This is a genomic window from Paenibacillus gansuensis, assembly GCF_042684925.1.
Lineage (GTDB): Bacteria > Bacillota > Bacilli > Paenibacillales > DY6 > Paenibacillus_N > Paenibacillus_N gansuensis.
Genome location: NZ_JBHUME010000019.1, coordinates 126550 through 143145 on the forward strand (window position 1 = coordinate 126550; position 16596 = coordinate 143145).

Annotated in this window: 10 protein-coding genes; 6 read left to right on the plus strand and 4 right to left on the minus strand. The window is 55.7% G+C overall.

Annotation, left to right across the window (positions count from 1 at the left end; translation table 11 throughout):
- Nucleotides 1–47: 47 nt before the first annotated feature.
- The gene (locus ACFSUF_RS23515; protein WP_377607206.1) at nucleotides 48–989 is read left to right on the plus strand and encodes an ROK family protein; all 942 of its coding nucleotides are present in this window, start codon (nucleotides 48–50) and stop codon (nucleotides 987–989) included.
- Nucleotides 962–2542, plus strand: coding sequence for an FAD-dependent oxidoreductase (locus tag ACFSUF_RS23520; RefSeq protein WP_377607208.1), 1581 nt, complete (start codon nucleotides 962–964; stop codon nucleotides 2540–2542). Before ACFSUF_RS23515 ends, ACFSUF_RS23520 begins: the two co-directional genes overlap by 28 nt.
- 157 nt (nucleotides 2543–2699) lie before the next feature.
- On the opposite strand, the gene ACFSUF_RS23525 is transcribed toward ACFSUF_RS23520, so the two are convergent.
- Nucleotides 2700–4787 carry a multicopper oxidase family protein gene (locus ACFSUF_RS23525; protein WP_377607210.1) on the minus strand — a complete coding sequence of 696 codons (2088 nt, stop codon included), beginning with the start codon at nucleotides 4785–4787 and terminating at the stop codon, nucleotides 2700–2702.
- Between the two features lie 341 nt (nucleotides 4788–5128).
- Here ACFSUF_RS23525 and ACFSUF_RS23530 point away from each other — a divergent pair, with 341 nt between their 5' ends.
- The 4 genes from ACFSUF_RS23530 to ACFSUF_RS23545 all read left to right on the plus strand — a co-directional run bounded on the left by ACFSUF_RS23530 (nucleotide 5129) and on the right by ACFSUF_RS23545 (nucleotide 11487).
- The gene (locus tag ACFSUF_RS23530; RefSeq protein ID WP_377607212.1) at nucleotides 5129–8329 is read left to right on the plus strand and encodes an efflux RND transporter permease subunit; all 3201 of its coding nucleotides are present in this window, start codon (nucleotides 5129–5131) and stop codon (nucleotides 8327–8329) included.
- Nucleotides 8330–8373: 44 nt separating this feature from the next.
- Complete coding sequence (locus ACFSUF_RS23535; RefSeq protein WP_377607214.1) at nucleotides 8374–9264, plus strand: TetR/AcrR family transcriptional regulator; 891 nt, start codon at nucleotides 8374–8376, stop codon at nucleotides 9262–9264.
- 138 nt (nucleotides 9265–9402) lie between these two features.
- Nucleotides 9403–10290 (plus strand): diacylglycerol/lipid kinase family protein, encoded by an 888-nt coding sequence (locus ACFSUF_RS23540; protein ID WP_377607216.1) that lies wholly within the window; start codon nucleotides 9403–9405, stop codon nucleotides 10288–10290.
- Between the two features lie 138 nt (nucleotides 10291–10428).
- A complete protein-coding gene (locus ACFSUF_RS23545) occupies nucleotides 10429–11487 on the plus strand; it encodes an EAL domain-containing protein (RefSeq protein ID WP_377607218.1) in 1059 nt (352 codons plus the stop codon).
- A gap of 509 nt (nucleotides 11488–11996) precedes the next feature.
- Here the strand turns inward: ACFSUF_RS23545 and ACFSUF_RS23550 are convergent.
- The 3 genes from ACFSUF_RS23550 to ACFSUF_RS23560 all read right to left on the minus strand — a co-directional run bounded on the left by ACFSUF_RS23550 (nucleotide 11997) and on the right by ACFSUF_RS23560 (nucleotide 16246).
- Entirely contained in the window at nucleotides 11997–14042 is a 2046-nt protein-coding gene (locus tag ACFSUF_RS23550) for a sensor histidine kinase (RefSeq protein ID WP_377607220.1), read from the minus strand.
- Nucleotides 14032–14748, minus strand: a complete 717-nt coding sequence (locus tag ACFSUF_RS23555) for a response regulator (protein ID WP_377607222.1) — start codon at nucleotides 14746–14748, stop codon at nucleotides 14032–14034. The genes ACFSUF_RS23550 and ACFSUF_RS23555 overlap by 11 nt, the downstream gene beginning before the upstream one ends.
- A 160-nt stretch (nucleotides 14749–14908) precedes the next feature.
- Complete coding sequence (locus tag ACFSUF_RS23560) at nucleotides 14909–16246, minus strand: FAD-dependent oxidoreductase (RefSeq protein WP_377607610.1); 1338 nt, start codon at nucleotides 16244–16246, stop codon at nucleotides 14909–14911.
- Nucleotides 16247–16596: the final 350 nt, after the last annotated feature.

Sequence of the window (16596 nt, forward strand, 5' to 3'; positions counted from 1 at the left end):
GCGCACGGTCAGATTAGGCCAACTTTCAGGGAAGGACGGGCTGTTCAGTGAACGTAATCGGGATCGACATAGGCGGGACGACGGTAAAGGGAGCCGTATGTACCTCCGAAGGATACGTGCTTCGGGAAACGGCGGTCCGTACGCAAGCGCAAGAGGGAAAAGCACGCATTTTGGCCGGGATGTCTGCGGTTGTGGAAGATCTCGTTTCCGCTCATCCGGATGCTGCGGCTATCGGGATTGGCTCGGCCGGGCGGATCGATCCCGAAACGGGGATCGTGGTGTATGCCACGGACAACCTGCCCGGTTGGCAGGGAACAAACCTTTCCGAGTGGGGGAAGCAATCCTTCGGGCTGCCCGCTTTTGCGGACAATGATGCAAACACAGCTTTGCTGGGGGAAATCTGGCAGGGGGCCGTGCAGGGCGAGCAGGATGCCGTCATGCTCACGCTGGGCACCGGCGTGGGCGGTGCGAATTTCATCGGCGGCCGGATGGTGTGCGGTGCGCATTGCAGCGGCGGAGACTGGGGACATGTGATCCTGTACCCGGATGGACGCCCCTGCAACTGCGGAAAGCGGGGATGCGCGGAACAGTATGTTTCCGGCACGGGGCTGGTCCGCCTCGCATCGGAGGCTTGCGGGACGGTGTTTGAGAACGGTCAACAGGTGTTTGCTGCGGCTGAGGCCGGGATGAAGGCCGCGGTGGAGACGGTGGAGCAGTTTGCACGGAATCTTGCTTTGATTACACTAAACGTGATGCATAGCCTGGATCCCCAGGCTATTGTAATCGGCGGCGGAGTTGTGGACGCGAAAGAGGCATGGTGGGGGCGGTACAGGAAAGCGGTGGCTTCCATGTCGGCACCTGCTATAGAGCCGCAAATCGTACCTGCGCTGCTCGGCAATACCGCGGGATATATCGGGGCAGCCAAGCTGGCCCTCGACAGGATGGAGGAGGAAACACAGCGATGGAACAAAAACAAGCGGACCTCATAATCTTAGGCGGGGGCATGGGCGGATGCGCAGCAGCGATGGCCGCGGCAAAAGCGGGACTGCGCGTCATTCTGACAGAAGAAACGGACTGGTTGGGGGGGCAGTTGACCAGCCAGGCGGTTCCTCCCGACGAACACCAGTGGATCGAGCGGTTTGGCTGCACGGCGCGGTACCGTGAGTTCCGAGAGCGTGTGCGCGCCTATTATCGGGCGAACTTTGACCTCAACGGGAAAGCCCGCGGGGAGGTTCTGTTGAACCCGGGCAATGGCTGGGTCAGCCGGTTGGCTCATGAGCCGAAAGCAGCGCTCCGCGTGCTGGAAGATATGATGGCGCCTTACGTTCATGGCGGCCGGATCGAAGTGCTTTACCATACGGTTCCGGCAGACTGCGAGACATTCGGGGACGAAGTGCGTTCCGTTATAGTCGAACAGCGCTCTTCGGGCCGGCGAATGTTATTGACCGGGAAATTTTTTCTGGATGCAACCGAATGCGGGGATTTGCTTCCGCTGGCAGGGATTGAGCATGTTATGGGCGGTGAATCGAAGGAGCAGACGGGCGAGCCCCATGCTTTGGACGTTGCCGATCCTCTGGATATGCAGTCTATCACGCACGTAGCTGCTGTTGACTATGTGCCGGGAGGACAGTTCACGATCGAGAAACCAGCCATGTACGAAGAGTGGAAGCGGTATATGCCTGCTTTCTCGACCTATCCGATCCTTTCCTGGCACTGTATGGACCCGGATGATATGACCAAGCTGAAGACGTATACGATGTTTCCGAATGAGGAAGGCGTTATCTCGCTTTGGGATTACCGGAGGATTTTTGACCCGGCGAATTTGAATGACCCTTCCTTGTACGATGGCGAAGTGACCCTGCTGAATTGGCCCCAGAACGATTATTTTGCAGGCCCGATCTATGGCGTAGACCGGGAGACGGGTCAAAAAAACCTGGAGGCGGCCCGGCAGCTAAGCCTGTCGCTGGTGTATTGGCTGCAGACGGAAGCGCCGCGCCTGGACGGCGGTTTCGGCTATCCCGGCGTGAGGCTTCGCGGCGATGTGCTGGGGACAAACGACGGGCTGGCTAAAGCGCCGTATATCCGGGAGTCCCGACGGATTAAAGCAGTGTATACCGTCACGGAAGGAGATGTCAGCAAAGACATCCGCGGTGCCGAGGGGACGAAGCGCTACCATGACAGCGTAGGCGTGGGAAGCTACCATCTGGATCTGCACCCTACGACGGTCAGCCAGCGAGGCTTCTATATCCCCAGCACCCCTTACGAAATTCCGCTCGGAGCCTTGCTTCCTGTCCGGGTAACGAATGTACTGCCCGCCTGCAAAAACATCGGAACCACGCAGATTACAAACGGCTGCTACCGGCTGCACCCTACGGAGTGGAACATCGGCGAGTCGGCCGGCTTGCTGGCCGCATACGCGCTTCGGCAGGGGGTAACGCCGCATGAGGTGCGCGATCAACCGGAACGGCTGCGGGAGTTTCAGGCGATGCTGGTTTCCGAAGGCGTGGAGCTGCATTGGCCGAAGGAAGCGGAGATGGGTTGAGGGGACTTGAGACCGCATCCACAAAAGAGATTCCTTGAAGTATGGTTGATTTACAAGCATATATTTATGGTGATAGGATTATTATGGAAAATAAAGACATATAAAAGGCGGCGCCTTGTTCTCATAAGAGATAAGGTGCCGCTTTTAGTTGTAGATTTCACTCAGGATGGTTCACGGTTTCGATACCCATTTTAAATGGCGTGACGACGCCTTCGTACATCAGATGCATGGACATGCCGGCAGCGGCGTGGTCCAGGTTGTGGCAGTGGTCCATCCATATGCCCGGGTTGTTGGCTGCGAACGCAACGACGTAGGTATCTCCGGGCTGCACGTCCAAGGTGTCCGACCACCAGGGGGTGCCGGTGACGGGTTTGCCGTTTTTGGACAGGACCAACACATGGTGGCCGTGCAGATGCATCGGGTGGTCGACGGCGCCGCGGTTGATGATGGTCGTTCGCACCAGGTCGCCTTCGCGCACCATGAACATAGGGGAGTCAGGGAACAGCTTCCCGTTCATCGTGTATTGGAAGTCCAGCGAGCCGTTGTAGAAGCCTAATTTGTTGTCGAGCACCACCGTGAATTCGCGGTCGTAGTCTGTGTTCAGACCAAATGGCGTCGCAGCTGGCTTCCCGTAATTCACAGGATCGAAAGCTTTCGTATTCTTGGCTGGGGCAGGGATGTCCCCTTGGCCGTCAGGGCTTATGAGGATTCCTATCTTTTTGCCGCCCAGTACGCTTAAAAACACCGGAGTTTCGGGCATAGTGAACGTAAGGTCGTATCTGCCCCCGGTCGTCACCTCCAGGTGGGTGTCGGTCAGCAGTCCGGGCTCGTTGAGTTCGACGCCGTCGATCGCAGCGACACGGAACGGAACGCCGGTCAGCGTGTACTTTTGGCGCACCCAGTTGTCGGTGTTGATCAGGCGCAGCCGGACTTGCGTGCCGGGCGCGATGCTCTCGCGCTGCACGGTGTCATGGTCGCCGATGGCGAAGCCGATGTCATCCCATACATGGGTGATGGCGGTGATATCCCGCGCCTCGGCAAGGCCCTCCTTCGGCTCTACGATGAGGGTGCCGAACAACCCTTTTTGCACACCCTCCAGCGAATGCTGATGGGTGTGGTACCAGAACGTACCGGTTTGCTCCGCAAGGAACCGGTACGTATGCGTCTGGCCAGGCAGAACCGCGTTCTGCGTCGCGCCGGCCACGCCGTCTTCTGCATTCGGCACGTCGAGCCCGTGCCAGTGCAGGGTCACTCCACCCTCGATGTCCTTGTTGACAAGGGTGACTTCTACCAGCTCCCCTTCGCGCATACGCAGTTCGGGGCCGGGGATGCTGCCGTTGAAGGTCCAGGCCTGGACCGTCCGGCCCGAGCTGAGCCGCACCGCGGCTTGTTCCGCCGTCAACGTGAAACGGCGGTCCGGTGTACCCGTACGCGGCCCCGTCAGCTCCGTGACGGGGGTGAGCGCGCCGGCGGCGGCCGTGACGGCGCCGCCTCCATGGGCGTGCCCGGCCAGCACCGGGCCGCCGCCGTAGTCCGGCACGCCGGCCATCATGTCCATGCTGGCCGGCAGCCGGGTCGAGGCCTGGGCGGCGAACACACCGAGCCCGGCCACAACCAGCACCGCGCCCGCTGCGGCTGCAGCCCGCAAGGCGCGGACCCCGCGGGGGCGGCGAGCAAAGCTCGCGTCGCCCGCCTTCAGGCAGCGGCGTTCATGCGCCGTCCAGAGGGCGGCCCATACCGCGGCATACAGGGCGAGCGGCACGATCACGTCCGCCCACCGAAAAGGCAGCGCCGGCACAAACGTAAAGTACAGTGCCGCCGCAGCGCCCACGCTGGTCATCCGGAACGGGACGACCAGCCCCGGTTCAGCCGCCATGCCCCTCAAATCGGGGCGGGGCGGCACTTCCGTGCGCGAGGCGGTTTTGCGCCGGAGCTTCAGCAGCTTCGGCAAGGACCCGGCCCATACCGCAGTAAGGGGGAGTGCCGCCAGTGGCAGGTGGAGGAAGAGACGGTCCTTCCAGAACACCGCGTCATAATCTTCGATCATCAGCAGCACACACAGGAAGGCCTCCGCAAGGATCAGGGTCAAAATCACGCTCCAGAGCATAAGCCGCCACGACCGCTTGTGAAGCACAGTGGCGGAGGGGGCAAATACCAGATTGGAGGCCGTCCTGCCGGCAAAAAGGGACAAGACCAAAAGTAACAGCAGGCCCAGCAGTTCGAATAGGAACAATTGAAAATACACAAAAAACATCCTTTCTCTATGAAAATATCAGGTTTGGGCGAGATCCCTTCCTCATACTTATCCGGAATGAAACGGCTGTACCGTTAACTGGCAATACGGTTACAGGACGTTTCGCCTTATGAACACTTTCAATTGTAATCGCAGTCTGTACTCCGGAAGAACGGACGCTGGGTGGAAATCGTACCTAGACTTCAGACGGGGGCATATAAGGTTTCGAAATGTTCATAAATTTGACCCATTGTTCAATTTTGCCGAGTTGAGGTTGGAAATTAGCGTGTGGTATAGTTAAAATTAAGTCGACCAACCGGTCAAATTATACGGATGAAGGAGAGAACCCTGGAGTGAACAGCTTTATTCGCTTCTCATTGAACAATAAGTTTGCTTTATGGATTATTACAATCATTGTAACTGTAGCCGGGCTTTACTCCGGATTGACGATGAAGCAGGAAACGCTGCCGAATCTCGAAATTCCAATTTTGCAGGTGACCTCCGTTTATCCAGGCGCTGCGCCCGATGAAGTGGTTAACAAGGTCACGATACCGCTTGAACAACGGGTCAAAAATTTGGAAGGCGTCAAAACCGTCACCTCGACCTCCATGGAGAACGTGTCTTTACTGACCGTTGAGTATGACTATAGCCAGGACATGGACCAAGCCGCGGCGGAAGTCCGCGAGGCGTTAACCGCCGCTCCTCTGCCAAGCTCCGTGAAGGCGCCTGAGGTGTCCCGCATCAGCCTAAACGCATTCCCGGTGATCTCCCTGAGCATCACGGATGAGAAACGCTCCCTGGAAGAGCTGACGAAGCTGGTGGAAGAAGAAGTGCAGCCTGCGCTCGAAGGCTTGGGCGGCGTGTCTTCCGTGGAGATTTCGGGCCAGCATGTGAAGGAAGTTCAACTGAAATTCAATAAGGACAAAATGGCCTCCCTCGGCCTGACCGAAGATACGGTCAAAGGCATCATTCAAGGCTCGGCCTTGAAAGCGCCGCTGGGCTTGTTTGAAATGGACAAAACCGAGAAAACCGTTGTCGTAGACGGTAATGTTACTACACTGGAGCAGCTGCAGAACGCAGCGATTCCGGTCATTCCTGGCGGAGCCGGCCAAGGAGCTTCCGCTGGCACACCCGGCGGCGCTCCCGGTGGAGCTCCAGGCGGCGCAGCCCCTGGAACAGCCTCAGGCCTAGCGCCCGGCACCGCTCCAGGCGGCTCGGCACCAGGCGCCATGGCTCCCGGTGCCCCTGCTGCCGGTATCCCTACGGTACCGCTGAAAGACATCGCCGACATCCAGGTGGTCGGCACAGCCGAGTCGGTTTCCCGCACAAACGGGCAGGAATCGATCGGCATTCAAATCGTGAAGGCGCCGGACGCCAACACGGTGGACGTGGTGAACAGCGTCAAAGACGCTACGGAACAGTTCACGAAGGATTACGAGGGCATCCAGCTTACTACGATGCTGGACCAGGGCAAGCCGATCGAGGAGTCGGTGGCCACGATGTTGAGCAAAGCGGCATTCGGCGCCTTGTTTGCGGTCATCATCATTCTTCTGTTCCTGCGGAACTTCCGTACGACCATCATTTCCATCATTTCCATCCCGTTGTCTCTGCTGATCGGCATTCTGCTGCTCAAGCAATGGGATATCACATTGAACATGATGTCTCTAGGCGCCATGACAGTAGCTATCGGACGTGTCGTGGACGATTCTATCGTTGTCATCGAGAATATTTACCGGCGCATGTCGCTGGCAACGGAGAAACTGTCCGGCAAAGCGCTGATTCTAGACGCTACCCGGGAAATGTTCATGCCGATTGCATCGTCCACGATCGTGACGATCGCCGTCTTCCTGCCGCTCGGACTCGTCAGCGGGGCGGTCGGCGAGCTGTTTATGCCTTTTGCTTTAACAATGGTGTTCGCCCTGCTGGCTTCCTTGCTGGTGGCGGTCACGATTGTGCCGATGCTGGGGCATTCCATGTTCCGCAAAGGCTTGAAAAACGCCAAACAGCATGAGGACAATCCGGGCAGATTGGGCCTTTTTTACCGCAAAGTGCTCAATTGGTCGTTGAACCATAAACTGATTACGTTCGGACTGGCGTTTCTGTTATTGATCGGCAGTTTCTCCCTCGTGAAATTTATCGGGGTATCGTTCCTGCCGGAAGAAGAAGAGAAATACGCTATGGTTACGTACACCCCGGCACCCGGCGAACTGCTGAGCGAAGTCCAGGCAACGTCTATGGAAGCCGAGAAATACATTTCCGGCCTGGAGGAAGTAACGGACTTCTCCTATTCGGTCGGGGGCAAAAACCCGCTTAGCCCGGGACCTTCGAAATCTGCGCTGTTCTATGTGAAATATAAGGACGAAGTCGAAGATTTTACGGCGGTAAAAGACGAACTGGTAGCAGGCATTCAGAATGCTGCTAAATCTAAGGGTGAATGGAAGCTTTTGGACATGGGCGGCGGCGTGGGCGGCAGCAATCTGGCGCTTACCGTCTTCGGCGAAAACCTGGAGCAGATCAAGCCGGTTGTAAAACAGGTAGAGGCTCTGGTTAAAAAGAACGAAGCTTATGAAGATGCAGACACTACTCTGTCCAAAACGTACGGCCAATACACACTCGTAGCCGACCAGGAGAAGCTGAGCAGCCTTGGACTGACCGCAGGAAACATCGCTATGGCGCTGAGCCCTGCCCGCGATCGTCCGGTGCTGACGGAAGTGGATGTGGAAGGCAAAAACTACAACGTCTACGTTCAGACGGACCAGGCGAAATATAACAGCATTGAAGATATCGAGAAGGTGACGCTCACTTCTCCATTGGGTATCCAGGTTCCTTTGAAAGATGTAGTTAAAGTGGAGGAAGGGGAATCCCCGAACACCATTACGCGCAAAAACGACCGGATGTACGTGGAAGTGTCAGCGAAAATCGTGACAGCTGATGTAGGAAAAGCTTCTGCCGACCTGCAAAAGGAAATTGACAAACTTGACCTTCCGCCGGGCGTTGATGTAGAATTCGGCGGTGTCACGGAACAAATCAACGAGACGTTTACGCAGCTGGGCCTTGCTATGGCGGCCGCGATCGCCATCGTGTATCTTGTTCTTGTCATTACTTTCGGTGGTGCGCTGGCTCCGTTCGCGATCTTGTTCTCGCTGCCGTTTGCCATTATCGGGGGCCTTGTTGCCTTGCTGATAGCAGGCGAAACCATCTCGGTTTCTGTTATGATGGGAGCGCTGATGCTGATTGGAATTGTCGTGACGAATGCCATCGTACTTTTGGATCGGGTTATCCATAAGGAACGGGAAGGCTTGACCACCCGGGAAGCGCTGCTGGAAGCGGCGGGAACCCGCCTGCGTCCGATTCTGATGACGGCGTTGGCCACCATCGGGGCACTGCTGCCGTTGGCGCTGGGCTTTGAAGGTGCGGGAATTATCTCCCGCGGCCTTGGCGTAACAGTGATCGGCGGTTTGACCAGCTCGACACTGCTTACTTTGCTGATTGTGCCGGTCGTTTATGAGTTCTTGATGAAATTTAAGAAAAAGCGGACTGACGAACGGATCTAACTTAAGGTCCGTAGTGTCCGAATGGTGTAAGGGAAGTGGATGGGTTGAGCGACAAACGAAGCCAGATTATTGAAGCGGCGATCCACTGCTTCGCATCCAAAGGCTTTCATGCGGCCACGATGCAGGATATCGCCGACACGGCGGGGATCGCCAAGGGATCGCTGTACTTTTATTTTGAATCCAAAGAAGCTTTGCTGCATTCCACCTTGGGATATTACCAGGAACGGAATGTAAGCACCTTGCACCGCATTCTGAACGACAAGAGCCTCTCCCCCAGGGAGAAGCTCTTTCTTCAGATAGAGGAGCAGTTCCGGCAGGTGCTGGAGCAGAGGGAATTCATCACAATGCTGATGAGCGAACAAGGGGTACAGATTAACGAAGAAATGAAACAATTCATTACAGCGATGCGGGGAGAGGCTCTGTGCCGTTTTAGGGAAAATCTGCTGCAAATGTATGGCGATCGGGCTGTTTCTTATGTGCTCGACGGAGCCGCCCTGCTGATCGGCTTATTCAACGAGTATATGGGCTATATGGTGCTGGACCGGCTGGAGTTTAACAACAGGGAGGCAGCCGTATTTCTGGTGAACCGCACGGAAGAAGCCATGGAAGGCATGCTGGCCAAAAAGCAGAAGCCGTTGCTTACGGAGTCGAAGGTGCACCATCTCCTGCAGGCCGGCAGACCGGCAGCCGCTTCGGCGTTGCCGCCGATGCTGCAGGAAATCCGCAAGATGCTCTCGGCTGCCGGCACGTGGAGTCTTGAGGCCCCAAAGCGCGAGGAGGCCGTGGCAGCCCTTCTCCTGCTTGAGAAAGAAGCGGCCAAGGATCAGCCGGAGCCTCTGATTATGAGAGGGCTGATCGCCTTGCTGAGAGGCTATAAGATAGCCGATCTTAAGAAAGGCCTCTCCGCCTTGGAGGAAGGCATCGGCGGGAACTAAATACGACAGCGGCAGCTAGACGAATCTGACCTGCCGATGAAGATTATTTTGTAATGGAAGTATGATTGCGATTGTACGCCTGAACTTGAGGTTAAAATAAGGTAAAACCTTACGGGGCTTAGAACGGAGTGGAGTGTCATGTGCATATACGGGAACGCCCTGCTAGTTTACAATCCTAATGCCCGGTCGGCCGGAGAGATGCTCGGAACAGCGGCGGGCATCCTGTCCCCCGGAATCCGGAAGCTGACGCTCATGCCGACGCAGGAGCCGGGGGATACGGAGCGGATTTGCCGGGAACTGGGGGCTTCTTATGAGCTGGTGGTGCTGCTGGGCGGAGACGGAACGGTTCATGAAGGTGTGAACGGGCTGGCGGGCCTGGAAAAGCGGCCTATCGTGGGGATTATACCTGGCGGCACATGTAATGACTTTGCCCGTTCCCTGCGCATTCCGATCGATCCGGTGCAGGCGGCGCAGGCCATCTTGGACTGCCGGACGGCAAAGATCGATCTGGGACAGGCGGGGGAGCGGTATTTCAGCAACTTTTTCGGGATCGGCCTGATCACGGAAACGTCGGAGAACATCAACCCCGAATTGAAGGGAGTGTTCGGCAAGCTGAGTTACTTTCTGAGCACGCTGCAAAAAGTCACGAACGCCAGCACCTTCCGCTTCCGTCTGGAAATGGAGCAGGGTACTGCGGACGGGGAGGCGGTTATGATTTTTGCGGCTAATGGGCGCTCGATCGGAACTAATGTCCTGCCGACGCCAACGGATTCGCTTGAGGATGGAATGCTGGATATTTTCGTTATCCGCGAGGCGGGAATTCCTTTATTGGTGGAGATACTGACACAAAAGGCTACCCAAACCTGGGATCCGGACAAGAGCAAAATCGATTACTACCGGGCTAATCGGTTCCGCCTTACGACGGATGAGCCGATGAGGGCCGACACGGACGGGGAAATTTATCTGGAAACTCCGATTGATGTCTCCGTTGAGTCTGAATTGATTACTTTTGCAGTAGGAAAATAAGATTGCTTTAGGATTGAGAGACCGTTCTTTCTTTGGGAAAGAGCGGTTTTTTTGTGAGATCGGAGGTGAAGAGGCCTGCTTGGCAGAATACATTAGGTACATACTTACAGCAAGCGGCGAGTAGAGAGGAGAATGGTTATGACAGCGGTGTGCCCAGGATGCAGTGTAACGGAGGGGGGGTACTCGGTTTTATTCCCTGAAGCGTCGGACTCCCGGTTTTTGGACCGGTATATGGCACAAATCCCTGCATCGGAGTGGAAAAGATTCGGCGGGGGAAGGGTGTGGCTGAAGGAGAAGCCCTTTTATGAAATGCTGGATTACGCGCTGGCTCATCTGCAGGATACCGGTATTCTGGCGGCGCCATCCGCGAAGCAGGATGCTCCTGTCGAGCAAGTGTTAATGCTGCCGTTGGAGCATTTTCTGGCACATCGGGAGGCGCATTGGATCGATGATGTGATCCGCCATGCCGCGATCCAAACCCAGTTTCAGCCGATTGTGCGTGCGGAAGGCAATGTGATTCGGACGGCGGGCTATGAGCTGCTGTCCCGCGGAGTGGATGAGCAGGGAGGGTTGATTCCGCCGAACCGCCTGTTTGAGGCTGCCCGGGTCCGCAACCGTCTGTTCGCTCTGGATCGCGTCTGCCGCTTGGAGGCCGTCCGCCAAGCTTCGGGACTTCAGGATGCGCTGGTGTTCATTAACTTTTTGCCGACGTCCATCTATAATCCGGAGCATTGCCTTCAATCCACGTTTCAAATGGTGAGGCAGTCGGGGCTGGAGCCTTCGAACATCGTGTTTGAGGTGGTGGAGAGCGAGGAGATTAAGAATATGGATCATCTGCGGACTATACTGGAGTATTACAAAAAGCACGGCTTCCGCTTCGCGCTGGACGATGTCGGGACGGGGTACAACAGCCTCCAGGTGCTGGCCGAGCTGAAGCCGGAAGTGGTGAAGCTGGCTATCGAGTATACGCGAGGCGTCAGCAATGACCCCGACAAATATCGAGTTGCCCAAGCGGTGCTGGACATGACCCGCGGAATGGGCTCCCAGGCACTCGCCGAGGGCGTGGAGAACCGGGAAGACTACGAAGTGCTGCTCGCTATGGGATACGACTTGTTCCAGGGCTACTACTTCGGCAAGCCCGGGCCAAAGCCGGTGGGCTATGGTGGAGCGGGGTTAGTGGCAGAGCAGGTAAAGTAAGGAATTAGATAGTCAGGCGTAGTAGGTAAAGTGGGCAGTAGGTAGTAGGTAGATTAAGTTTAGGTAGATTAGATAGATTAGGTAGATTAGGTAGAATAGATAGATTAGGGGAACGGGTAGCTAGGCAGCATTGTTAGACTATACTGTTTAGTGGAATATGCCGATAGGCGTATCTGTCGGATGACCTCTCCATTCCCATTGCCGGAAAGTAACTATTCTTCTTGAGCGGGGCTGGCGGGCAGACGCCGGCAGGGGCCATCCCGTCTAACGAACCCAATACACGCTATATGGTTCAAGAAAGGGAGGCTATCAATCTAACGAACCCAATACACGCTATTTAATGAAAAATGCCGCTTTCAGGAGAGAAAGCGGCAAAATAAGGTTACTAGGATTCGTTACAACTTGAAAAAATAATTTTTGTCCGAAATAAGGGGTCTGAGGTTCGTTAGCCAACCGGGCGTGGAATCTATCAAGCAAGCCTAGCTAGGCAGATGAGGTAGACTATGTTCTCAGCCCCGCGGCAGGGGCAGCTCGATCTCCAGCCGGCAGCCGGAGAAGGCCTCGGCTGTAGTGCCTGTGGCCGCGGTGCCTGTGGTGCCGTCCGCGGCCAAGCCAGCAGCCATGCCGTCCGCCGCCAGGCCGGCAGCCGGGCCGATGTGCACCGTGCCGCCGAGCAGGTGCACGCGCTCCATCATGGCCGTGAGGCCGAAGCCCGGCCGCGCGTCCAAATACGGCTCGCCATCATTGGCGAGCTTGAAATGCAGCTGTTCCCCGTCGGCGAACAGCTCGAACGTGAAGAACGTGCATCGGCCATGCCGGATGCCGTTCGTCAGCCCCTCCTGCAGCGCGTGATACAGCACTCGCTGGGTGAGGCCGCTGAGCGGCGGGAGCGGATGGATGTACGCATCGATCCGGACGCCGGCAGCGTCCTCCGTCTCCCGCACCAGCTCCCGCAGCGCAGCGCCCAGCTCCAACGGCCCGGACTCGTCCTTCAGCAGCCGCACGGAGCGGCGGATGTCGTCCAGTCCTTTGCGGACGAGATCCTGCACGACCGCGATCTTGTCGACGGTCTGCGGAATGCCGCGGTCGGCCAGCTTCTTCGCGGCTTCAAGCTGCACGACTGCGGCGGTCAGCGTGTGGCCGACCACATCGTGGATTTCATGCGCGATCCGGTTCCGCTCCTCCAGCACGGACACTTCCGTGAGCGCCTCCGCCGTCTCCCGGACGGACCCGGCCAGCGCTGTGTTGGCTTCTTCCAATTCGCGTGTCCGCTGCCTGACGAGGTCCTCCAGCGACAGCTGAAACTCCGCAAGCTCCGCCGCATAAGCCGCCGACTGGCGGTACACTTCCGTGATCCGCTCGTAGACGACCATAATGAGGCAGAGCGTGAAGGCCATAAGCCCATGAGGCAGAATCTCGAATAGAATCCGGTAAACAAACACCCATTTTCTCGCAATAAACTCAGGAAGAGCCCCGGTTACATTGTTCAAAATATGGATCGAACAAGAGGCCAGCAGCACGGCATAGCCGCGCACCAGCCAAACCGTCTGCCGGGAACGGTCAGAGCGGTACTGCCGGAACAGGGTAAACGTAACGATCCCGAACGCAGAAAAGAAGAAATAAGGAAGGACCTCCACGAGCAGCCTGGTGTAGAGGTAACTGTGGACAATTCCCATAACTGCGGTCATTACGGTGAATAGCAGCAGAAGCCTTTTGGCCCACTTATAAGAAGTTCCGAAGCGTCCTCCCAAAGCGGCACCAAAGAACCCGACAAATGCATATATGCCCACCGGGAGAAGCAAGTCCCTCCAGTAGATCCACTCCAGATACTCCAGCTTACCCACCAGATCGGTGTCCAGCAGCAGGATCCCAATGCCGGCGGATAAGCCGAACAAGGCCAGCCAGCCGTACATCGGCTCCTTACGCCTGCGGACGAACAATGCCGCCGATACGAGCCCTGCGGTGATCAGAAGCGTACTGTAAACTTGAAGTGTCCAGGATGAACGGAGCACGTTTTGGCTCAGCTCCTCCCGTGGACCGATAATGTTCCACGAGCTGCGAAGGGGAGAGTGATCCCATATGGAGTGAATCAGCATTTGTTTGCCCGCATCATCAGGCTTCAAAGGGATGGAAAGAAACACCCACTCCGTTATGTACTTTCTTGAATGATCCATGTTAAACGAATATACAGGTTTGCCGTCTACCCGCACTTCAGCTCTCTTGATCCCCTGCAAAAATAAATAAGGGTCCCGCTGCGACAACTCCGGCAATGTCCGCCGCAGCCACACGGAGCCTTGATAATGCTTCATACTCCGGGCCATGCTGCGGTCCAGCGGTCTCCAATCGCTTTCCGAAACAGGCCGGTCTCCTTTATAAATTTGCCAACCCGTCATGTAAAATGTGATCCGTTCGGGATCGGGCTTTTTTGCCGGCGGCCCGCCGCCGGCCCCGTCTGCCAGGACGCCGGACATCGGGAAGACAAGGATAAACAGGAACACTGCAATCAGAGCGGCGGTCGTTTTTGGCATTTTGACCGAACGAAACTTAGGGAGCATCCTTTAACAACAGCTCCTTTAGCTTAACAATAGCGGCCTGGCGGTCATTTGTCGCGATCTTGTTATAGATTACGCTAATATAATTCCGTACCGTTCCTTCGCTCATGAAAAGGGCCCCCGCAATCTGCTTATTGTTGTAGCCGTCGATCATCAGGAGGATGATTTTGCGTTCGCGTTCCGTAAACTTGAGCCGGTGCTCGTTCAATGCATGTTCATCAAAAGCGTCCGACCCCACCGGGGACATCACGGATAGCCTTGCAGCCAGTTTGGAGGCGATCGGACCCGGCAGCAGCAGGTTTCCCGTCATGGCTTCCCGTACGGAGTGCACGATTTTATCAGAAGGCATGTCTTTCAGCAGAAAGCCGTCCGCCCCGCCTGCCATCGCATCGACGATAAATTTGTCCTCCGCAAATGTAGTCAGCATGAGCACCGCCGTGTTCGGCAGATCCCGTTTGATCCGTTTCATGCTCTCAATGCCGTCCAGAATGGGCATTTTGATGTCCATCAGAATGAGGTCCGGACGGAGTGCAGCAGCGGATTCGAAGGCTTCCAGCCCGTTTTCCACGGTAGCTACGACCTCCAGGTCGTCTTCCAAACTCAATATCGTCTGCAGTCCCTCGCGCAGCAGCGTCTGATCGTCGGCAATCAGCACGCGGATGACACGGGAACTGCGGTTTCCTGGCATGGTTTCCGTTGTGCGGTTCATTCCGTTCAGCCCTCTTTTTCCCCGGATAATGGTGTCTCTCTTAAATGTAGTACAATCGCAGGCAAAATCAAGCGTTTCCGCAAAGTCATGAGCCGATATGACAAAAATGATGACAAAAAAGCACATGGCCGGGGAAAGCGGCTCATGTGCCTTGAAAGTGTTACAGTACCTGCAAACCGGCCTGATTCAGGAAGTTCCACGGTTTGTTGTAATGCGGTTGGAAGAAGAAGTCCACGAAAGCCAGCTCCTCCATCTTCATCCGGTTATGGATGCAGACCGACAGGGTGTTGATCGACTGTGTCAAATCGGCTTTCGACATAATTTGAGCACCAAGAATTTCTTTGGTGTGTTCTTCGTATACTACGCTTAATGTCAGGGGCTCCGCTGTTGGCATGAACTCCATACGGTAATTGTCATGTATTGTGATTGTTTTCACATGCAAGCCCATGCCGGCGGCAGCAGCTTCCGTTAAACCTGTCGAGGCGATATTGTAGTCGTAAATCTTGATACCCGATGTGCCCTGCGTTCCCTGATATTTCACTGTCGGCTCCACCAGGTTGCGGGCCGCAAGTGCACCCATGCGGACGGCGTTGGTAGCCAGGGGGATGTAGGCGTGCTGCTTGACCGGGTTATAGTAGACGGCACAGCTGTCGCCGGCGGCGAAGATATCCGGTTTGCTGGTACGCATATATTCATCGACAATGATGGCGCCGTTCGGCAGCATCTCTACCTGGTCTTTGAGGAGATCCGTGTTCGGACGGAAGCCGATGCACAAGACGACCATATCGGCGGCATATTCGCCTTCTGTGGTATGCACTTTGCCCACTTTGCCCGGGTTTTCTGCATCCGCTGCAAATCCGGTTACCGTCTGCCCCAGCGCCAGCTTTACGCCGCGTGCCAGAAGCTCATGTTCCACTGTGTCGGTCAGTTCGCGGTCGAGGTACTTGCAAAGGATACGGTCTGCGGTGTCGATCAGGGTCACCTTTTTACCGCTCATTTCAAAAGCTTCCACCAGCTCAATCCCGATATATCCGGCACCGATAACGGTGATGTTCTCCGCATGGCGGGCTTTCTCAACGATGTTTTGCGCGTGGCGGTAGTTTTTGCATAAGACGATGTTATCCAACTCCATACCTTCCAGCTTCGGAATGATCGGCCACGATCCGGTGGTCATAACCAGCTTGTCGAAGCTGTCTTCTATTTCCTCATTCGTCTCCAGGTTTCGTACTCGCAGTGTTTTGGCGTCGGTGTCTATTTGCAGAACTTCGTGTTTCATATGAGTGGTCACACCTAGATCCTTCAATTGCTCCGGGTTTGCATAGAAGAGGTCTTCAGCTTGCTTGACCACCCCTCCCACATGAAGCGCTATGCCGCACGAGAGGAACGAGATATTGTCATTTTTCTCATAGACGGTGATACGTGCTTCCGGGTATAAACGGGCCATGTTAATAATGGCGGCGGTTCCTGCGTGGGTACATCCGATAACAGCAATGTTCATAGTCATGATAGGTTGCCTCCATAGAATTTTTTGTGAAAATTTTCACAATCCTCTGTAAAAAAATATTCAAGAGACGGATAGCTGCAGTTTATTGAGCAGCATGTGATAATTCAAGAGCATTTGAGATTTTGTGATTATTTTCACAATGTTAGGTGTGTTCAAGTGTGTTGTTTTCTTTTGATGATGTTAGTATACGCTGCCTGCTCGAATTTGACTATGGACAAATTGTGAATTAATTCACAATGTATCTTCCGCGGATTTCCGAGTCATCTCCGACCGTTCTCCGAACTGCCGTCGGGCCGGTGATACCACTGGTTTACTGCCGGCAGGCCGAGGGTAGATTTTTCTAA

What these genes read in the sequence shown, in the direction of transcription:
- ACFSUF_RS23550 (WP_377607220.1), bottom strand. Translation starts at nt 14,042, where the DNA reads ATGCTCCCTAAGTTTCGTTCGGTCAAAATGCCAAAAACGACCGCCGCT.
- ACFSUF_RS23520 (WP_377607208.1), top strand. Translation starts at nt 962, where the DNA reads ATGGAACAAAAACAAGCGGACCTCATAATCTTAGGCGGGGGCATGGGC.
- ACFSUF_RS23560 (WP_377607610.1), bottom strand. Translation starts at nt 16,246, where the DNA reads ATGAACATTGCTGTTATCGGATGTACCCACGCAGGAACCGCCGCCATT.
- ACFSUF_RS23540 (WP_377607216.1), top strand. Translation starts at nt 9,403, where the DNA reads ATGTGCATATACGGGAACGCCCTGCTAGTTTACAATCCTAATGCCCGG.
- ACFSUF_RS23545 (WP_377607218.1), top strand. Translation starts at nt 10,429, where the DNA reads ATGACAGCGGTGTGCCCAGGATGCAGTGTAACGGAGGGGGGGTACTCG.
- ACFSUF_RS23555 (WP_377607222.1), bottom strand. Translation starts at nt 14,748, where the DNA reads ATGAACCGCACAACGGAAACCATGCCAGGAAACCGCAGTTCCCGTGTC.